The sequence below is a fragment of the Streptomyces sp. MGP-BFMKR1 genome (genome assembly GCF_057766585.1).
Window position 1 is genome coordinate 8,107,552 of the sequence record NZ_CM173408.1, and the last position, 19,116, is coordinate 8,126,667.

Annotated in this window: 14 protein-coding genes; 7 read left to right on the forward strand and 7 right to left on the reverse strand. The window is 74.5% G+C overall.

The features are described 5' to 3' along the window. Positions 1–220: 220 nt before the first annotated feature. Entirely contained in the window at positions 221–1,600 is a 1,380-nt protein-coding gene (locus AC3CHW_RS32385; RefSeq protein ID WP_488468844.1) for a CAP domain-containing protein, read from the reverse strand. 296 nt (positions 1,601–1,896) lie between these two features. Here AC3CHW_RS32385 and AC3CHW_RS32390 point away from each other — a divergent pair, with 296 nt between their 5' ends. Beyond that, complete coding sequence (locus AC3CHW_RS32390) at positions 1,897–4,221, forward strand: glycoside hydrolase family 3 N-terminal domain-containing protein (protein ID WP_488471246.1); 2,325 nt, start codon at positions 1,897–1,899, stop codon at positions 4,219–4,221. A gap of 113 nt (positions 4,222–4,334) precedes the next feature. On the opposite strand, the gene AC3CHW_RS32395 is transcribed toward AC3CHW_RS32390, so the two are convergent. Beyond that, positions 4,335–4,841 carry a hypothetical protein gene (locus AC3CHW_RS32395; protein WP_488468845.1) on the reverse strand — a complete coding sequence of 169 codons (507 nt, stop codon included), beginning with the start codon at positions 4,839–4,841 and terminating at the stop codon, positions 4,335–4,337. A gap of 413 nt (positions 4,842–5,254) precedes the next feature. Between AC3CHW_RS32395 and AC3CHW_RS32400 the strand changes: the two genes are divergently transcribed. Next, entirely contained in the window at positions 5,255–6,229 is a 975-nt protein-coding gene (locus AC3CHW_RS32400; protein WP_488468846.1) for a TIGR03557 family F420-dependent LLM class oxidoreductase, read from the forward strand. 24 nt (positions 6,230–6,253) lie between these two features. Here the strand turns inward: AC3CHW_RS32400 and AC3CHW_RS32405 are convergent, their stop codons facing one another. The 3 genes from AC3CHW_RS32405 to AC3CHW_RS32415 all read right to left on the reverse strand — a co-directional run bounded on the left by AC3CHW_RS32405 (position 6,254) and on the right by AC3CHW_RS32415 (position 9,739). Next, positions 6,254–7,135, reverse strand: a complete 882-nt coding sequence (locus AC3CHW_RS32405; RefSeq protein ID WP_488468847.1) for a GNAT family N-acetyltransferase — start codon at positions 7,133–7,135, stop codon at positions 6,254–6,256. A 74-nt stretch (positions 7,136–7,209) separates the two neighbouring features. Continuing rightward, positions 7,210–8,268 (reverse strand): 2-dehydropantoate 2-reductase, encoded by a 1,059-nt coding sequence (locus AC3CHW_RS32410; RefSeq protein WP_387602719.1) that lies wholly within the window; start codon positions 8,266–8,268, stop codon positions 7,210–7,212. Positions 8,269–8,710: 442 nt separating this feature from the next. Beyond that, complete coding sequence (locus AC3CHW_RS32415; protein ID WP_398611537.1) at positions 8,711–9,739, reverse strand: sulfotransferase; 1,029 nt, start codon at positions 9,737–9,739, stop codon at positions 8,711–8,713. Between the two features lie 409 nt (positions 9,740–10,148). Between AC3CHW_RS32415 and AC3CHW_RS32420 the strand changes: the two genes are divergently transcribed. Further along, complete coding sequence (locus AC3CHW_RS32420) at positions 10,149–10,352, forward strand: cold-shock protein (protein ID WP_176160216.1); 204 nt, start codon at positions 10,149–10,151, stop codon at positions 10,350–10,352. A 344-nt stretch (positions 10,353–10,696) separates the two neighbouring features. After that, positions 10,697–12,307, forward strand: a complete 1,611-nt coding sequence (locus AC3CHW_RS32425) for a DEAD/DEAH box helicase (protein ID WP_488468848.1) — start codon at positions 10,697–10,699, stop codon at positions 12,305–12,307. 347 nt (positions 12,308–12,654) lie between these two features. Here AC3CHW_RS32425 and AC3CHW_RS32430 read toward each other — a convergent pair whose 3' ends face one another. After that, positions 12,655–13,404 (reverse strand): AraC family transcriptional regulator, encoded by a 750-nt coding sequence (locus AC3CHW_RS32430; protein ID WP_459246692.1) that lies wholly within the window; start codon positions 13,402–13,404, stop codon positions 12,655–12,657. 54 nt (positions 13,405–13,458) lie between these two features. Here AC3CHW_RS32430 and AC3CHW_RS32435 point away from each other — a divergent pair, with 54 nt between their 5' ends. Both AC3CHW_RS32435 and snpA read left to right on the forward strand, forming a co-directional pair. After that, positions 13,459–14,658 (forward strand): MFS transporter, encoded by a 1,200-nt coding sequence (locus AC3CHW_RS32435; RefSeq protein WP_488468849.1) that lies wholly within the window; start codon positions 13,459–13,461, stop codon positions 14,656–14,658. Positions 14,659–14,917: 259 nt separating this feature from the next. Next, positions 14,918–15,595 carry a snapalysin gene (gene snpA / locus AC3CHW_RS32440; protein ID WP_187064654.1) on the forward strand — a complete coding sequence of 226 codons (678 nt, stop codon included), beginning with the start codon at positions 14,918–14,920 and terminating at the stop codon, positions 15,593–15,595. A 143-nt stretch (positions 15,596–15,738) separates the two neighbouring features. On the opposite strand, the gene AC3CHW_RS32445 is transcribed toward snpA, so the two are convergent. Then, the gene (locus tag AC3CHW_RS32445; protein WP_488468850.1) at positions 15,739–18,258 is read right to left on the reverse strand and encodes a heavy metal translocating P-type ATPase; all 2,520 of its coding nucleotides are present in this window, start codon (positions 18,256–18,258) and stop codon (positions 15,739–15,741) included. Positions 18,259–18,353: 95 nt separating this feature from the next. Between AC3CHW_RS32445 and AC3CHW_RS32450 the strand changes: the two genes are divergently transcribed. Beyond that, the gene (locus AC3CHW_RS32450) at positions 18,354–18,707 is read left to right on the forward strand and encodes an ArsR/SmtB family transcription factor (protein ID WP_176160209.1); all 354 of its coding nucleotides are present in this window, start codon (positions 18,354–18,356) and stop codon (positions 18,705–18,707) included. The last annotated feature ends 409 nt before the right edge of the window (positions 18,708–19,116 follow it).

Genomic DNA, 19,116 nt, shown 5'->3' on the forward strand with positions numbered 1-19,116 from the left:
CGTCCTGGCCCCCCGGTCCCGGGTACACCTGCGCGAGCTGACGAGCCAGGCCACCGACGCGTACGATGCCCCGCTCGACCGCGCCCGCGAACGCGAACGCCTCGGCCGGCAGGGCGAGTTCCGGGACGGGACGCGGGCCGAGGCCGCCGGGGTGCGCGCACCTGACCACCGCCCCGGACGGTCAACTCGGGCCGCTGGCGCACCGGCGCCGGGGCCGGCGTCAGTGCCTGCCCGCCGTGCCGAAGAGTTGCGTCCAGTACGTGCCGGCCAGGCTGCCCGTGGCGTACCCGATGCCGATCTCGGCGAAGCCGGGGGAGAGGATGTTGGCCCGGTGGCCGGGGCTGTTCATCCAGCCGCGGACGACGTCGGCGGCGCTGCGCTGGCCGCAGGCGATGTTCTCGCCGATGCCGCGGTGCCGGCAGCCGGCCGCCGCCGCCCGGTCCCACGGCTGTCGCCCCTCGGGCGTGGTGTGGGCGTAGAAGTCGCGGGCCACCATGTCGGCGCTGTGCGCCTGGGCGGCCGTCGCCAGGCCGGGGTCGACGGCGAGCGGGCGCAGCCCGACGGCCGAGCGCTCGGCGTTGGTGAGCGCCACCACCTCGGCCACCAGGCGCGCCAGCCCCGTGGCCGAGAACGGCGCGGCCCACAGCGCCGTCCAGTACACGTCGCCCGAGGCCGCGCCGACGGCGCGGCCGACGCCGGCATGGGCGACCGACGGATCGAGCAGCGGCCCGCCGCGCGCGGCGTCGGACTGGCAGTAAGCCACCAACTCGGCGGCCGTGCGCGGCCCGGAGACCAGGTGCTCGGCGATGGTGAGGCAGACGTAACCGGTTCGCGCGACGCGCTGGTAGACCGAGACGCCGTCCGGGGCCTGGACGCCCAGTCGCTCCTGCGCGGCCATCGCCACGGCGTGCGCGTTGGCCGCGCTGGTCAGGCGTCCGTCGGGGGCGACGGGACGGGCGCCGGCGCGCGAGCGCAGCGCGTTGACCCGGGCGAGAGCCTCGCCGGTCGTGTCCGCACCGGTCGCGCTCGGCGCCAACGGGCCGCGCCCGCCGGCCGGTGCGAGCGGCGCGCGGTGGGCGTCCGCCAACGGCGCGGGCGCGGGGGCCGGGGGAGGCGGGGCCTCGTCCAGCACGTCCACGCCGAAGTCGCGGGCCACCCCGGCCAACCCGTCGGCGTACCCCTGGCCCAGCGCCCGCACCTTCCACCGCGCGCCGCGCCGGTAGACCTCGGCGAGCAGCAGCACCGTCTCCCGGCCCGTGCGGCGAGGGGTGAAGCGGGTGACGAGCCCGCCGTCGGCTCGCGCGATACTCAGCGCGGGCGGCGGCAGCGCGCTGAGCGCCGCGCCGGGCTCGGCCGGGCTGACTACCACGGTGACCCGACTGGCGCCGGGGCGCAGGTGCTCGGGCCGCAGCGTGAGCGCGTTCCCGTCGAGGCGTACGCCGGGCGCGCCGGGCTGGTTGAAGAAGACGAAGTCCGCGTCGCCGCCGACCCGTCCGCTCTCGTCGGTGATCAACGCCGACACGTCGAAGGGCCCGGGCACCCGAAGCGTCAGCGTGCCCGCGGGCAGGGCCTGGTTGGCACCGGGAACCAGTTCGTCCATCGCGCACCCCCGCTCGTTCACCTGGCCAACGCGCGCGCCCCGCGCCGGGTTCCCACGCTGCCGCGCCCCGCGCGCCCGGCGGGTTGGCCTGCGAACGGGTGGTCCTGCCCCGCCTCCCGCGCGTGGCGCGCGCGTCCGCCTCCCGTGCCCGGCCCGTACGGGGTTGGCTGCTGGACGGCGTGTCCCGACCCTTGACCCGCCCGGCACCGCAGGGCACAAGAAGAGACAGGAACGTCGGCACCTCGCACCGAGAACACGCCGCACACTCAGCCAACTTCGTTCAGAGGATGAAGAGCATGGACGGCATGCGCAGACGAACCCTGCTCGCGGCGATCGGCGGCACGGTCGCCGTGAGCGGCGCGACGGGAGCCCAGTTGGCCACGGGAGCGGCGGCCCAGGCCGCGGGAGGAGGCGACATGGCGCGCGCGGCGCAGCCGTCGGCGCGCCGCGCCGGACCCCACGAGGAGAAGATCCGGAAGCTGCTGGGGCGGATGACGGTCGAGGAGAAGCTCGGCCAACTCCAGCAACTCACCTGGAACGGTGACACGGGGCCCGGCGGTGGCCAGAACGAGGAGGTCGAGCGGGCCGCGCGCAGCGGCCGGATCGGCTCCGTGCTCAACCTCCACGGAGCGGCGCACACCAACGCCCTGCAACGGCTCGCCGTCGAGAAGTCCAGGCTCGGCATTCCGCTGCTGTTCGGCCTCGACGTCATCCACGGCTTCTGGACGACCTTCCCCATCCCGCTCGCCCAGGCGGCCAGCTTCGACCCGGCGGTGGCCGTCCGGGACGCCGAGGTGGCGTCGGTCGAAGCCCGGTCCAACGGGGTGCAGTGGACCTTCGCCCCCATGATGGACGTCACGCACGAGCCGCGCTGGGGGCGTATCGCCGAAGGCTCGGGCGAGGACCCGCACCTGGCCGAGCGGTTCGCCGCGGCCAAGGTCACCGGGCACCAGGGCCGGGCCGACGGCACCGACCTGGCGCGCGCGGACCGGATCGCCGCCTGCGCCAAGCACTTCGTCGCGTACGGCGGGGCCGAGGGCGGACGGGACTACAACACCGTCGACGTCTCGGAGGCGCGGCTGCGCAACCTCTACCTGCCGCCCTTCAAGGCGGCCGTGGACGCCGGGGTCGCCACCGTCATGGCCTCCTTCAACACCATCAACGGCGTGCCCGCGCACGCCAACCCCCACACCCTGACCGACGTGCTCAAGCGCGCGTGGGACTTCCCCGGCTTCGTGGTCAGCGACTACACCGGCGTGCAGGAGATGATCACGCACGGCTTCGCCGCCGACACCGCGGACGCGGCCCGGCTGGCGCTGACCGCCGGCGTGGACATGGAGATGGTCGGCACCACCATCCGCGACCACGGCGCGAAGCTGCTCGCCGCGGGCGACATCAGCCAACAGCGGCTCGATGACGCGGTCACCCGCATCCTGCGCGTGAAGTTCCAACTCGGCCTCTTCGACAACCCGTACGTCGACGAGGGCGCCGCCGTCACCGCCCCGACCCCGGCGGCCCGCAAGGCGGCCCGCGAGGTCGGCAGCCGCTGCCTGGTACTGCTCAAAAACGAACGGAAAACGCTCCCGTTGCGCCGCGACACCGCCTCGATCGCGGTCGTGGGCCCCTTCGGCGACTCGCCCGACCTGCACGGCACCTGGGCCGGCCCGGGCGGGAAGAAGTTCCGCGCCACCACCGTGCTCGACGGGATCAGGAAGGCGGCCCCCACGGCCAGGGTGAGCCACGCCCAGGGCGTACCCCCCGAGGGCGGGGACACCAGCGGGATCAAGGCGGCGACGGCCGCGGCCCGGGCGGCCGACGTGACGGTCGTCGTGGTCGGCGAACCCTCGGCGATCAGCGGCGAGGCCAGCTCGCGCAGCCAGCTCGGACTGCCCGGCGCGCAGGCCGAGTTGATCGCCGCCATCGCGAAGGTCGGCAAGCCCTTCGCCGTCGTCGTGGTGGGCGGGCGCCCGCTGACGATGGGCGACTGGCTGGCCTCCGCGCCCGCCGTGGTGATGGCCTGGCACCCGGGCATCGAGGGCGGGAACGCCATCGCCGACGTCCTGTTCGGCACCGTCAACCCCGGAGGCAAGCTCCCCGCGTCCTTCCCCCGCACCGTCGGACAGATCCCCATCCACTACAACCACGAGAACACCGGACGCCCCTACAGGGCGGACGAGAAGTACACCTCGAAGTACCTCGACCTGCCGCCCGGGCCGCAGTTCCCGTTCGGGCACGGCCTGAGCTACACCACCTTCGAGATCACCCCACCCCGCCTCGGCGCGGACCGGATCGGCGCGGACGCGCTGCGCGCGGGCGACACCGTCGAGGTCACCACCACCGTCCGCAACACCGGCGACCGGGCGGGCGACGAGGTGGTGCAGCTCTACGTGCACGACCCGGTCGCGAGCATCACGCAACCCGTGCGCCGACTGCGCGGCTTCCACCGCGTCAGCCTCGACCCGGGCCAGAGCCACACCGTGCGCTTCTCGCTCGGCGCCGACGACCTGGGCTTCTGGACCAACGACAGCGCGGGCCGCTTCGTCGTCGAACCGGGCACCATCGAGGTGTACGTGGGCGGCGACTCCACGGCCCGCGACAAGGCCGTGCTGCGCGTCACCTGACGCCCACGCCCCACCCGCGAGCGGCCCGGGCACCTGTGCCCGGGCCGCACGTGTGCGGGGGCGTACGGGCGCCGGTGAGCGGTGCTCAGCCGCTCCGGGCGCCCCCGCTCCCCTCACCCGGGGGTGGTGGGGCGCAGCCCCTCCCGGGCGCAGAAGGCGGCCAGGAACGGGGAGTCCACGGCGGCCTCGCAGAGGGCGTCCACCACCCGCGCGGGGCGCCGCTCGGCCACCAGGCGGCGGGTCGCCTCGCCGATCGGGTGCTCGCGGCACGCCATGCAGGCGACGATGAGTTCCAGGTCCGTGTGCTCCAGGTGGTCGTGGGTGCCCAGCATCACCTGCGAGGGGATACGCGCCACGGAGCCGTGCGCGGTCCGACCATGCCGTAACAGGAGCCGGAGCAGCCCCTCGTGCCCGGTCGGGCAGGCGAGCCACAGGTGCCACAGGCACTCCGTGTAAGCCTGCTTGCGGAACGGCCAGCCTGCCCCCCACCGCAGTCTCCGCACCCGCCAACGGTGTCCCCCGGGCTGGTCGAGGCGGCCCGCGGCGGCCACGTTCACCAGGGCGAACATCTCCTTGTCGAAGAACAGCCCGTCGAGCATGTCGCGTAGCTCAGTGGACAACCGCACCACCCCCACCATCCGATTCCGTGCCGAGGCCCAGCGTGACCGCCGACGGCGCTCCTGACCAGGGCGGACGGCCCCCCTCCGGGAACTCGGTCTCGGGTCCGCGCCCGGCAGGCCCCGAGCGAAGCGGCGACGCCCGCCCACCGGTCGGGCACCCCCGCCCGCGGCGCGGCCGGCCGGGTCAGACGTGGCCCACGGGTTTAGTCGCGCCGCTCCCGTGGCACCCGAAGCCGCGCAGCCACCCCGCCGCGGGCCCGACATCCCCCAGGTCACAGGCGTACGGCCGGGCGCGGCCGAGGCCGCGGTGGGAAGGAACGTCGGCGCGCTTCGCGTACCGCGAATGCGGCCTCACGAAGCGCGCGCGGCCCCGCGTGGCGGGCAGACCAGCGATCGGCAGGGAGCGGAGGCACATGAAGATCGGGTACAAGCTGGCCGCCGAGGCGTTCGGGCCCGCGGAACTCGTCCGGCAGACCCAGCGGGCGGAGGCCGTCGGCTTCGACTTCGTGGAGATCAGCGACCACTTCCACCCCTGGCTGGACAACCAGGGCCACTCACCCTTCGCGTGGACCGTGCTCGGCGCGATCGCCGAGCGCACCGAACGCATCGGGCTCGCCACCGGCGTCACCTGCCCCACCGTGCGCTACCACCCGGCCGTCATCGCCCAGGCGGCGGCCACCCTCGCGCTGCTCTCCGACGGCCGCTTCACGCTCGGCGTCGGCTCGGGCGAACGGCTCAACGAGCACGTCGTGGGGCGGGAGTTCCCGGCCGTCCGGGCGCGGCACGCCATGCTGCGCGAGGCGCTGGAGATCATCCGACTGCTGTGGCGCGGCGGCTACCGCTCGTACGACGGCCGCTACCTGAGCCTGGAGGACGCCCGCGTCTTCGACCTGCCCGACGAGCCGCCGCCCGTCGCCGTGGCCGCCAGCGGCCCGCCCTCCGCGCGCATCGCCGCCGAACTCGGCGACGGCCTGTTCGCCACGGAGGACAAGCCCGAGATCGTGCGGCGCTACGCCGAGGCCGGGGGCGCCGGCCCGAAGTACGCCGAGGTGCCGGTGGCCTGGGCGCCCGACGAGCACACGGCGGCCAAGGCCGCGCACGAGACCACCCGCTGGGCGCTGACCGGCTGGAAGGTGATGAGCGAACTGCCCAACCCGGTCAACTTCGCCGCCGCGACCACCACCGTCACCGAGCAGGACGTGGCCCAGAAGTTCGCCTGCGGCCCCGACCCGGCCCGCTATGTCGCGGCGGCCCGCAGCTTCGCCGACGCCGGATTCGACCACCTGGTCATGCAGAACGCCGGCCCCGACCCCGACGGCTTCCTGGACTTCTACGCGGCCGAACTCGCCGGACCGCTCCGCGAGTTGACGCCGGGCACCCCTGCGTGACCGTCCGGCCCGACCGGGGGTCGGTCACGCGCGGCCGTCCGGTCGCGCGTGGGCCGGCGCCGGGTCGAGCGCGAGCGTCGCGTGGCCCCCGACGACGCGGTAGCCGAGCCGCTGGTAGAGCGCGTTGGACGTCGGATTGGCGACGTCGGCGAAGAGCAGCACCCGCGGCACCCCCGCGTCCAGCGCCTCCCGGGACACGGCGGTCACGACGGCGCCCGCGTACCCCCTCCCGCGCAGCGCGTCCGGCGTGTAGACGCCGTTGACGCGTACCATGCCCCCGTTGGCGCGGGTGACGCTGGCCATCGAGACCGGTACACCGCCCACCTCCCACAGCGTGCAGCCGCCGTAGCCGAGCCGGTCGTCGAGCGCGCGCTGGCTGTCGGCCGGGTCCTCGCCGAGGTCGCGGTGGTACGCCTCGAACCAGCCCAGCAGGAACCCGCGGTCCTCCCGCGTCGCCCGCCGCGCCCGGCCGGGCGGCATCGGCGAGGGCGACACCAGCTCGCCCAGCCGGTACAGGCGCTGCCGCCCGGTCACCCGCCAGGCGCCGCCGGTGGCCCGCGCCCACCGCGCGGCGAACGCCTCCGCGGCGGCCTGCTGCCCGCCCACGCCGACGAGCTGTCGCGAGCCGTCCAGCAGGTGCGCCGCGAGGTCCGCCGCGACCGCGGGCGCCATCGGTGAGAGCCGCACGGGATAGGGCGGCGTCCACACGAACGCCCCGGACACGGCCCCGTCCGGCCCGCGCCACCACCCGTAGCGCGGCGGCTGGTCCCTGTACCGGTCAGGCCCGACGTCGTGCAGCGAGGCGGCGAGCGAGATCAGGACCGTGTGCTCGTCGGGCCGCTCGCGCAGGAAGGGGCCCGCGGTCGCACGGAAGGCGCCGTTGTCGTCGGTCGTCGTCCACGTCATGCCACAGGCTCTCCCCACGGACGGACCGGGCGCACGCGAATTTCTCCGCCCCGCCCCGGCCCACGGGGCGGCCGTCAGCGGATCGTGGTCACCTTGGCCAGCAACTCGCCGCCCGACCAGCGCCGGGCCGCGCCGGGGCCGGCCGCCTCCATGCGCCGTACCAGGGAGATCAGCTCGGCGTTCACGGGCGCCGGCAGCGCGTGCCGGGCCGCCAGCGCCACCACCTCGCCCTGGAGCGAGTCGATCTCGGTGGGCCGGCCCCGCTGGAGGTCCTCCCAGGTGGACGACCTGGCCTGGGCGTCGATGGCCAGCGTGGCGGCGGCCACCCGGCGGAAGATCCCGTCCGGCAACCGCAGCAGCCGCGGGGTGAGCCGGGCCGGGATCGGGCCCAGCCGCGCCGGCTGTATCCCCTCGGCCTCGTACGCCGCGAGCGCCTCCGACTGGCTCAGCGCGAGGCACTCCCGGTACGCGCGCTGGCCGAGCTGGTCACGTAGCGGGAGCCCGGAGAGCGCGTTGATCGCGTTGTTGAGGTTCATCAGGAGCTTGGCGCACTGCACCTCGCGCATGTCGTGCCGCGCCTCGACGCGCAGCCCGGCCGTGGCCAGGGCCGCGATCAGCGGCTCGGCGCGCTCGGCGGCCTCCACCATGAGCGTGCCGGCCGAGCCCTGGTGGAAGGCGCCGGGCGCGGTCCGCACCACGTTGTACGGGACCATGCCGGCGAGCACCGGGTGCTCGGCCAGGGCGGAGCGCAGGGCGTGGGTGTTCCGCAGCCCGTTCTGGAAGCTGACCACCACGGCGCCTGGCGCGAGCCGCGGGGCGAGTTGCCGGGCCGCCTCGGCGGTGCCCGCCGACTTGACGGTGACCAGCACGCAGTCGGCGTCGGCCGCCGCGTCCGGGCTGGTGGCCAGGCGCACCCCGGTGGGCCCGCCCGAGGTGGCCACGCGCAGGGCGGGGCGGCCACCCCCGGTCAGGGACAGGCCGTGTTCGCGGAGCGTGTCCATGGCGGCGGGCCGGCCGATCAGGGTGACGTCCGCTATGCCGGCGAGACTGCCGCCGAGGTGACAGCCGATGCTGCCGGCGCCGAGGACGGCGATCCGTAGACGGTGGTGGGGGAGGGGCGCGGGCTGTGACATGGGAGCCGGTCTCCTGGCGGTGTCGTGGCGGCCGTGACGCGGACGGGATGCCGACCCACGGCTCGTGACCGCCGACCACCCCACCGCCCGCCGCGGTGCCGCCCGCCGGACCGGGATCGTGCGGCCCGTGCACGCCACACGGGGATGACCGCGGCCCGGAATCCAGGGACCGATGGGGGCGGGGCGCGAGCCTGCCCAGCGCGGGCGACAGCGCACCCTCGACTACGCTTCCGGCCTCAAACCTAACGCTCAGTGCGGAGGGCCGTCCAGATCCGGGCACGCCCGAGTGCGCGCCGGGGCACCCGCGGAGCGCGTAGCCGCGCAGCTCCGCACGGGCGCGGGCGTCGTACGCCCCCTCGCCCGGCCTCGCCCGTGCCTGGCTCGGCTGCGACGTGGCACCGTACAGCTGGACGGACGCGCCGGGCGTGGTGTGCCGCCCGCGCTACGCCCGGCCCAGGGCTCGGGTGCCCGGCGCGCAGCGCTCGCGCAGGGTCGCCAGCTCCGCGTCGGGCAGCCTCAGCGCGCTGCCCCGGCTGCCGTCGCGGAGTTCGGCGCGACCGGCGGCCAGCCAGTCCGCGCGCGGCGCCACGCCGGCGAACTCCGCCAGCCGGGCCAACTCGCGCTCCGGCGCGTCCAACAGGTCCTCGTAGGCCAGCGTCATCCGGCGCTCCTCCGGCAGCTCGGCCAGCAGCCCGACGCCCTCCGTGACCAACTCCGACCACAGCGCCCCGAACCCCTCGACCGGCATCTCCCGGTCCATGATCAGCCGTTGACCGTCGAAACGGTCGCCGAGCAGCGCCGACAGGTCCGCCGGCAGCGCGCGGACGTGATCGGGCGTCAGCTCGGAGAGGTCCGTGACGTTCGAGCGCTCCATGACCTCCCGCAGCAGCGCGATCGCCCGGTACCCGGAGTGGCGGCTCATCGACAGCGCGCAGTCCGGGCCGTCGCGGAAGAGGTGGACGAAGCGGGCGGTGGGGAAGGCCGTGCTCAGTCGGGGGACCCAGCCGAGCGAGTACCCCGAGCGCTCGATCACGGCCGAGCGCCCGAACCGCGCGGCCAGCAGCTCGAACAGGGCCACGTAGTGCCGCGCCACCGGCCGTGGCGGCCAGCCCGACACCTCGTCGGCCACCTCGTCGAGCAGGCCGTCGGGGTCGTCGGTGAGATGGGGCAGCACCATCAGGGACAGCGCGGGGATGCCGGTCGTCTCGGCCGCGTAGCGGCCCGGGCGCCGGATGTACAGGAACTCCGGGAGCGGCACCCCGCTGCGTGTCAGCGTGTCGAACACCGGGTTGGGCTCGGTGAGGATCCGACGGAACCGCGCCCCGGTGATCGGCTCGGTGGGGAAGGCGGTGGAGCCGAGCGAGGCGTAGAGCTCGTTCAGGCTGAGGATGTCGGGGTGGCGGTTGACGATGCGGGACAGGGCGCTGGAGCCGCTGCGCCCGGTGCCCACGATGAACGTTAAGGACCGCATGTGCCTCTCCCAGCCGACGGCCGCGTGAACGATCACAGGGTACTGACGGGCCGGTCGCCGGGCGAGGGGCGATGATCGGCCACGTTCCCGGGGGCCGCGAGGCCCACCGGAGGTGGTCGTCGCCGGGGCGGGGCAAGGGGAGTAGCCGCTCGCGGGCGCACGCGCGGTGTCACGGTCGGGCCGAGGTGTGACGGTGGTAACCATCGAAGATCACCCATCGCCCGATGGGGCGTGCTACCTTAGGACCAGTTGCAGTTGTGGTTCCCATAGACGTTGTGTGCGCCTGCTGGTTCTCGACCTTCAGGCGCATTTTTGTTTTCCGGTGTGTATTTTCTCCGGTCGGGTGATCAGCGCGACTACAGAGGCTCCGTAAGGTGCGGATTCTCGTATGACCCGTTAGGAGACGGATATGACGACCGGTACCGTGAAGTGGTTCAACAGCGAAAAGGGCTTTGGTTTCATCGCGCAGGACGGTGGCGGCCCCGACGTCTTCGCCCACTACTCGAACATCAACGCTCAGGGCTTCCGTGAGCTCGTTGAGGGCCAGCAGGTCCAGTTCGACGTGACGCAGGGCCCCAAGGGCCCGCAGGCGGAGAACATCCAGCCCGTCTGATCCGGCGCGGCCAGAGCGCCGCGCGGCTGGGCCCGCACCCCAGGGTGCGGGCCCAGCCCACGCCGCCGTCCCGATGACGTGACGGCGGTGTCTTGTGTTTGACCGGTGCCCGCCCGAATTCCCCGGACGGTTCCGCGGTGTGCGTGACGCTCTCCGTCACCGTGCGTCCTGGAAATCGTCGAAAAGAGTTCGACAAAGATACGGGCGTCGCCCCCAGATAGTGCGGGGCAGGATTTCCTGCCGTGTTCTGTCATCACCCCTTTCGGTTCGTTCTTGCGATTCCTGCGCGGCCAAGCCGCCGCCGGGACTTCCTCGATACGTGCCGTTTCGAGGAAAGGTTCCGCATGAACCGCTCCACCCGCTCCACCGAGCGTTCCCCCCGATCCGGCCAGGGCCAGTCCCGCGCCGGTCGCCCCCGCCCCCGCCCGCAGGGACAGGGCCGGCGCAAGCCCGCGCCCGCCACCGGGCACGCCGAGTTCGCGCTGCCCGTCAGCACGACGCCCGCCCTGCCCGCCGTCGAGTCGTTCGCCGACCTGGACATGCCGGCCGCGCTGCTGACCGTGCTCGCCGAGAACGGGGTGAGCGCGCCGTTCCCGATCCAGGCCGCCACGCTGCCGAACTCGCTGGCCGGGCGCGACGTCCTGGGCCGCGGCCGGACCGGCTCCGGCAAGACCCTCGCCTTCGGCCTCGCCCTCCTCGCCCGCACAGCGGGGCAGCGGGCCCAGTCCCGACAGCCGCTGGCCCTGGTCCTGGTCCCCACCCGGGAACTGGCCCAGCAGGTCACCGACGCGCTGACGCCGTACGCCAAGGGCCTGCGGCTGCGCCTGGCCACCGTCGTCGGCGGGATGTCCATCTCCCGGCAGGCGAGCATGCTGCGCGGCGGCGCCGAGGTCGTCGTGGCCACCCCCGGGCGCCTCGCCGACCTGATCCAGCGCGACGACTGCCGCCTCGACCAGGTGAGCATCACCGTGCTCGACGAGGCCGACCAGATGGCCGACATGGGCTTCATGCCGCAGGTGACCGCGCTCCTTGAGCAGGTGGCGCCGGGTGGCCAGCGGATGCTCTTCTCCGCCACGCTCGACCGCAACGTCGACAAGCTGGTGCGCCGCTACCTCGCCGACCCGGTGGTGCACTCGGTCGACCCGTCGGCCGGGGCCGTGACCACGATGGAGCACCACGTGCTGCACGTGTCCGAGACCGACAAGCACACCGTGGCCACCCACATCGCCGCCCGCGACGGGCGAGTGATCATGTTCATGGACACCAAGCACGCCGTGGACCGGATGGCCAAGCGCCTGCTGGCCAGCGGCGTACGGGCGGCGGCGCTGCACGGCGGCAAGTCGCAGCCGCAGCGCAACCGCACCCTGGACCAGTTCAAGAACGGCGGCGTCACCGCGCTGATCGCCACCAACGTGGCGGCCCGCGGCATCCACGTGGACGGCCTGGACCTGGTCGTGAACATCGACCCGCCCACCGACCACAAGGACTACCTGCACCGGGGCGGTCGCACCGCCCGCGCGGGGGAGTCCGGCAGCGTCGTCACCCTGGTCCTGCCCGAGCAGCGGCGCGAGATGACCCGCCTCATGCACGCGGCCGGCATCACGCCGCGCAGCGTGCAGGCGCGCCCCGGCGACGTGGAGCTGGTCCGGGTGACCGGCGCCCAGGAGCCGTCCGGCGTTCCCGTCACCATCGCGCCGCCCCCGAGCGCCGCGCCCCCGCAGAGCGGTGGCAGCAGCGCCTCCTCGCGAGGACGCCGTAGCCGCGCCGCCCGCGCCCGACGCGGCGGTGCCCCGCACGGCGAGGCCGGCCAGCGTGGCGAGGCCGGCCAGCGCGGCGCCGGCATGGGCCAGCGGAGCGCGGGCCAGGGCGGCGGCGCCGGCCGGGGCCGTGCGAGCGGCCGCAGCGGCGGTGGGCAGCAGGGCCGGGGCGGTCTCGGACGCGGCTCGGCGGCGTAACGGCGCCGTGGCGCGGGGGCGGCGATCCGCCGACCCCGTCGCCACGGCCGGATGACCGGTGGGGCGGGCCGTGCTTACGGCCCGCCCCACCGGTCTTCGCTTGCCCGCGGGGCGCGCCCGGCCGTCCCTGGCGCCGCTGGCCGCCGAGCCGAAGGCGCCAGCCCGGCGGGTCATCGGCGTCCCCGAGCCACGCCAGCGCCAGAGAGCAGTGCGGTCCGCACTCCACGCCCTTGGCCCGTCGCACTATCGAGATGCTTACACGTCCAGGTTTCCCCGAACCCGCCCTGAGCCGTGGCGAGGTGGAGGCGTCAGGGGCGAGTCGCGCCGGCGCGTGCGCGGTGCGCGGGTCAGTCGTACGGGAGCTTCCGCGCGCCCGGCGTATGGCCGAGGGTCCGCCGGAAGACGTCGATGAAGGCGCTCGCGGAGGCCCAGCCGCACCGGTGCGCCACCGCCGTCACCGGCATGCCCTCCGCGAGCAGCAACAGCGCGCGGTGCAGGCGGAGTTGGGTGCGCCACTGCGGGAAGGTCATGCCCATCTCGGCGCGGAACAGCCGGGCCAGCGTGCGGTCGCTCGCCCCCACCGCCGCTCCCAGCGCGGTCAGCGTGCGGCCGTCGGACGGGTCGTCGGCCAGCAGCGCGCACACCGCGGCCAGTCGGGGGTCGCGCGCCGTCGGCAGGTGGATGGGGCGTCGCGGCGAGTGCCGGAGCTGGTCGAGCAGGACGCGCAGCAGGCGCCGCCGCTCCGGGCCGCCGTCGGCCGGGTCGCGCGTGTACTCCAGGATCAGCTCGCGCAGCAGCGGCCCGACGGCGATCACGGCGGGCCGGTCGAGGCGCAGCGGGTTCACCGTGGCGGGCAGCCCCACGGTGTGCAGATCGGTCTCGCCCCAGGCGCGGGGCTCGTGCACGGTGCCGGCCGGGACCCACAACGCGCTGGTCGCCGGGGCGACCCAACTGCCCGCGTCGGTCGTCACGGAGAGCACGCCGCGCCCCGCGTAGATGATCTGGTGGTCGTCGTGGTGGTGCGCCCCGACACCGAACCCGGGCGGGAGCCTGCGCACGGCGGTGGAGGCGCGGGGGGTGTGGCGGATCTCCGACATTGGTTGGCATTTTATCGGAAGCAGGCCACCTTTTGCCCATCGATGATCGATCCCATGACACGTCTCCCGCGCACCGGCCGACGCCCGTCGGCCATTGGCCTGCTTGCCGTGGCGCACGCCTGCAACGACGTCTACCAGGGCGCCGTGCTCGCCCTGGTGCCCTTCCTGGTGGCCGAGCGCCACTACGGGTACGTGGGGGTCTCGGGCATCGTGCTCGCCGCCACGCTGCTGTCCTCCGTGGTCCAGCCCGCCTTCGGGGCCCTGACCGACCGCAGGCCCATGCCGTGGCTGATCCCGGGCGGCATCGCGGCGGCCGGGCTCGGCATCGCCCTGTCCGGGCTCACCGACGTGTACGCGCTGACCTGGACCGCGGTCGCGCTCTCCGGCCTCGGCGTGGCCGCCTACCACCCCGAGGCCGCCCGGATGGCGCGCGCGGTGACGGCGGGCAGCCACATCGGCATGAGCTGGTTCTCGCTCGGCGGCAACATCGGCTGGGCGCTCGCCCCGGTCCTCGTGACCCCCGTACTGGCCGTCGGCGGGCTTTCGGCCACGCCGCTGCTGATCGTCCCCGCCGTCATCGGCGTCGCCCTGGTGCTGTGGACCCGCGGCCGGGCCGGCTGGGACGGCGCCGGTACCGGCGCGGCCAAGGAGCGGGCGGGCGAGGACGACTGGCCGCTGTTCCTGCGCCTTTCGGCGGTCGTGATCTGCCGGTCGATCGCGTACGTGGGGCTGAGCGCGTTCATCTCGCTGTACGTGCGCCACCACCTGGATGCCGGCGACACGGCCGGCGCGGCGGCCCTGTTCATCCTCTTCGGCGGGGGCGCGATCGGCACCCTGCTCGGCGGCCGGCTGGCCGCGCGCTGGGGCCGGGTGCGGACGCTGCGCGTCGCGTACGCGGTGGCCGTCCCGTCCGTGGCGGGCATCCCCTTCGCGCCCGGGCCGCTGGTGTACGGCTTTGTCGCGGCGACCGCCGTCGCGCTCTACGTGCCCTTCTCGCTGCACGTCACCCTGGGGCAGGACTACCTCCCGCGCCGGGTCGGCACCGCGAGCGGCGTCACGCTCGGGCTCGCCGTGAGCATCGGTGGCATCGCCAGCCCGCTGGTCGGCGCCCTGGCCGAGGCCACCTCGCTGCGCTGGGCGCTCGCCTCGCTGGTGTCGATGCCCATCGCCTGTTGGGCCCTGTCGTACACGCTCACCGAACCGGCGGCCATGGAGAGCCGGTCGGCCGGGCCGAAGGCTGGCGTCGCGGAGTGAGCCCGCCCCGTTGACCGCCGTCCGCCGCCGCCGTCCGCTGAGCGCTCGCGGGTGAGGTACGGCCGTGTCACCCCATGCCGGCACTTGTCCGTGTGTGCCGCCTATGCGGTCCATTACATCGCGCTATCGGCAAGTGACATGCTCCACGCGCGCGGAATTCTCCCCGAGACTCAGGGCCACAACTGAGCTGTATCCGGAGCGCTTTCACCGCTATCCGAGCGGTTGGTCTGCGCTTCGGGTCGGAAATGGAGTACCCCCCATGCAACGCTCCAGGATATTTCTGACGGCTTCGCTGGGCCTCGGCCTGGCCACCGCGGTCGCCACCCTGCCGGCCACCGCATCGGCCTCGCCCGCGAAGGCGGAGTCCCAGGTCAGCACCGCCGCGAGCATCGCGGCGTACGAGGGTTCGGGCGAGGACCGGGCGGCGACGAAGGCGTTCTTCGAGGCCGTCATGAAGTCGGCCAAGGCCAAGCAGGCCAAGACCGGCGCCGCCGCCGTCACCGTGACGTACAGCGCGAGACGAGCACCCACCTTCGCCTCCCAGATCGCCCGCAGCACCCAGATCTGGAACAGCGCCGTGCGCAACGTGCAGTTGCGCGAGGGCTCGGGCAGCTACGACTTCGAGTACCGCGAGGGCAACGACCCGCGCGGCTCGTACGCCAGCACCAACGGTCACGGTCGCGGTTACATCTTCCTCGACTACCGGCAGAACCAGCAGTACGACTCGACCCGCGTCACCTCGCACGAGACCGGCCACGTGCTCGGCCTGCCGGACCACTACTCGGGTCCGTGCAGCGAGCTGATGTCCGGTGGCGGCCCCGGCCCCTCGTGCCGGAACCCCAACCCGAACGCGCAGGAGTCGGCCCGCGTCAACCAGTTGTGGGCCAATGGCCTCACGGCCTTCGACAAGGGCTCGTTCCTCAAGGCGGCGCGCTGAACCCGTAGCGCCCTGACCACGGGACGCGCCTGACCCCGCGTGGCGCGGTGCGGTGGCCCGGCTCCGAACCCGGAGTCGGGCCACCGTCGCGCGCTCTCGCCCGTCGCCTGTCGCCCGCTGGGCGCCCGGCTCGGCGTGGGGCGTCAGGCGTGCTCCGGGTAGCGCAACAGCCGTAGCGCGTTGGCGACCACGAGCAGTGTGGAGCCCTCATGGACCAGGACGGCTGGCCCGATGCCCAGACCGAGCACCGTGGCGGGCACCAGGACCGCGACGATGCCGAGGCTCAACAGCAGGTTCTGCCTGATCACCGCGCTGGTGCGCCGGCTGAGGCCGGTGGCCAGCGGCAACTTGTCCAACCCGTCCGACATCAGGGCGATGTCCGCGCTCTCCAGGGCCACCGCCGAGCCGGCCGCGCCCATCGCGATGCCCACCGTCGCGTGGGCCATCGCCGGCGCGTCGTTGACACCGTCGCCGACCATGGCGGTGCGGTGCTCGTCGGCGCGCAGCCGCCGAACCGCCGCCACCTTGTCCGCCGGCAGCAGGTCGCCCCACGCGTCGTCGAGGCCCACCCGTGCCGCCACCGCGTCGGCCACCCGCTGGTTGTCCCCGGAGATCATCACGGCGCGCCGGATGCCGAGCCCGCGCAGCCGCGCCACGACGGCCGCCGCCTCGGGCCGCGGGGTGTCCATGACGCCGATGACCCCCAGGTAGCGCGCGCCGTGCCGCACGACCATCGTCGTACGCCCCGCTGTCTCCAACTCTCTTGCTTTGGCGCGGAGTTCGACAGGCAGGGGTGGCCCGGACGGCTCCGCCGGCTCCGGGCGCGCCCGCCCGCCCGCGGGGAAGAACGCCGGGCTGCCGATCGCCACCGGCACGCCGTCCAGGCGCGCGAGGACGCCGCGCCCGGTCACCGCCCGCAGGGAGTGGGCGGTCGGCACGGGCGCGTCGCCGAGCCGGGCGTCGAGATCGCGCACGATCGCCCGGGCCAGCGGGTGGTCGCTGAGCCGCTCCACGGCCAGCGCCGTGGTGAGCAACTCGCGCTCCGACACGCCGGGCGCCGGGGCCACGTCCGTCAGGCGAGGGCGGCCCTCGGTGAGGGTGCCCGTCTTGTCGAACGCGACGGCCGTCAGCCTTCCCAACTCCTCCAGCGGCCCGCCCCCCTTGATCAACACGCCGCTGCGGGCCGCCCGGGCCACGGCGCTGAGCACGGCGGCCGGTGTGGCGATGGCCAGGGCGCAGGGGCTGGCCGCGACCAGCACGGCCATCGCGCGGTAGAGCGAGGCGGTGAACGGCTCGTCCACCACCAGGCCGGCGCCGAGCAGCGCGAGCACGGTGCCGATCACGGCGGGCACGAAGATCCGCTGGAAGCGCGCGGTGAACGCCTGCGTCGGCGACTGCCGGTTCTCCGCGTCCCGCACCATCGCCACCACGCGGGCCAGCGTGTTGTCCTCGGCCCGGCTGGTGACGGTCACCTCCAACGCGCCCGCGCCGTTGACGGTCCCGGCGAAGACCCGGCTGTCCGGGGCGATGGCGGCCGGGTCGCGCAGCGCCGCCAGCGGGTCGGCGACGGGCACCTTGTCGGCGGGCAGGCTCTCGCCGGTGACCGCGGCCTGGTCCACGGAGCCCTCGCCATCGCGGACGAAGCCGTCGGCCGGCACTCTGGTGTGCGGCCTGACCAGCACCGTGTCGCCCGGCGACAGGCGCTCGACGGGCACCTCGGTGACGCGCTCGCCCGAACGCAACAGCGCCGTGGCCGGGGTGAGGTCGGCCAGCGCCTCGATGGAGCGCCGGGCGCGCCCCATCGCGTACTCCTCCAGCGCGTGCCCGAGGCTGAACAGGAACAGCAGCACCGCGCCCTCGGCCCACCTGCCGATCGCCCCGGCGCCCACGGCGGCCACCAGCATCAGGAAGTCGACCTCGAACCGGCCGGCCCTGATCGTGCTGACCGCCTCGCGCACCGTGAAGAACCCGCCGAAGGCGTAGGCGGCGAGGTAGCAGACGAGGGAGGCCGGCTCCGGTGCGTCGGTGGCGAGCCCGAGCAGCAGCCCGGTCAGATAGGCCACGCCGGACAGGAGCGCGAAGACCAACTCGGCACGCTCCCCGAACGGGCCGTGGTCGTGGTCGTGGCCGTGCTGGTGATCCCGCCGGTGCGCCCGGGTGCCGCCGTGGGCCGGGTCCTGGCCGTGCGGCCTGGCGGGGGCTCCGACGGGGACCTCGACCGCGGATCCGGCGGGGGGTTCGGCGTGCGACACGCCGGGCGGTGGCGTGGCGAGCGCGTCGGCCTCGGTCGGCGGCCTCGCGGCCACGGCCGTGGCACGCGCGCCGTCGGGGCCCGCGGCCGGGGGCGGCGGAGGCCCCTCGGGGGCGCGTCGGCCCGCCGTGCCGCGGTCGCCGTGCGCGCACCCGGTGCGGGCGCCGACCGTACGCGCCGCCTGGCGTACCTCCTCCGCGCCGAGGGCGGCGGCGTCGAAGTGCACGCACACCGTCCCGGCCGCGCGGGCGTCACGGGGGGCCCGGTGCGCGGTGTCGATGGCCTTGCTCCGCCCGAGTGAGATGACGACGCGCTCGACGCACGGCTCACAGGCTGCGGGCGGGCCGGGGATTAGATCGGTGATGTCGAGGCGCAGCGTGTCCGCGCCGGCGCAATCGTCCCTCGAAATCATGAGCTCAAAATATCATGACGTCGTGATATGTCATGGATGGATTCGGCCACGATCGGCCTCGGGCCAGTCACATGATTACCGGTACCATTTGCGTTATGGGACGAGGGAACGCAGGCGAACTGATCTCTCAGGAGCAGGCTTTCGCCGTGGCCGAAGTCATGCAGGCGCTGGCCTCGCCCGCGCGCGTACAGATCCTGGACCGGCTGCTGCGATCCTCCTGCCCGGTCGGCGAACTCGCCGCCGAAGTCGGCATGGAGCAGAACACCGTCTCCAACCACCTGCGCATGCTGCGCCACCTCGGGCTCGTCGCCGGGCACCGCGAGGGGCGCCGGGTCCTGTACTCCCTCCACGACGACCACGTGGCCACGCTCATCGAGCAGGCCCTCACCCACGTCGGGCACCACCGACCGGCCGCGGCCAGCGGCGCGATGACCCGCCGGGCCGGCTAGCGCCGAGCGCGCCCACTCCTCCCGACCGCCTCGCCGCCCCTGCCGCCCGTTCCCGTCGCCGCTCTCGGCCGCCCGCCGGTGCTCCGTCGCCGGTCGCGGCGGGCCGTCACGGCATGTGCCCGATATCGGCGTGGAATCCGCACAGTCGAGGCCACGTCGGACTGTTGATGCCTCGTCGAAAGCGGGCAACTCTGTGAGGGATGGTTCCCCTCGTGGGGCCCCGGGTGGCGGGCGAGCCTCGCGCGCCAGCGCGTACGACCGCACGCACCACCAGGCACCGTCCGTACCGCATCGGCGCGCCGCCACCGGCCACCCCCGTGGCGACCGGGGGGCGGCGCGGCGGGGCCACCCGCACTCCCGCACCTCCCGCACCACCCGCACCGCGCACTTCCGTAGCTCGACACCGGCA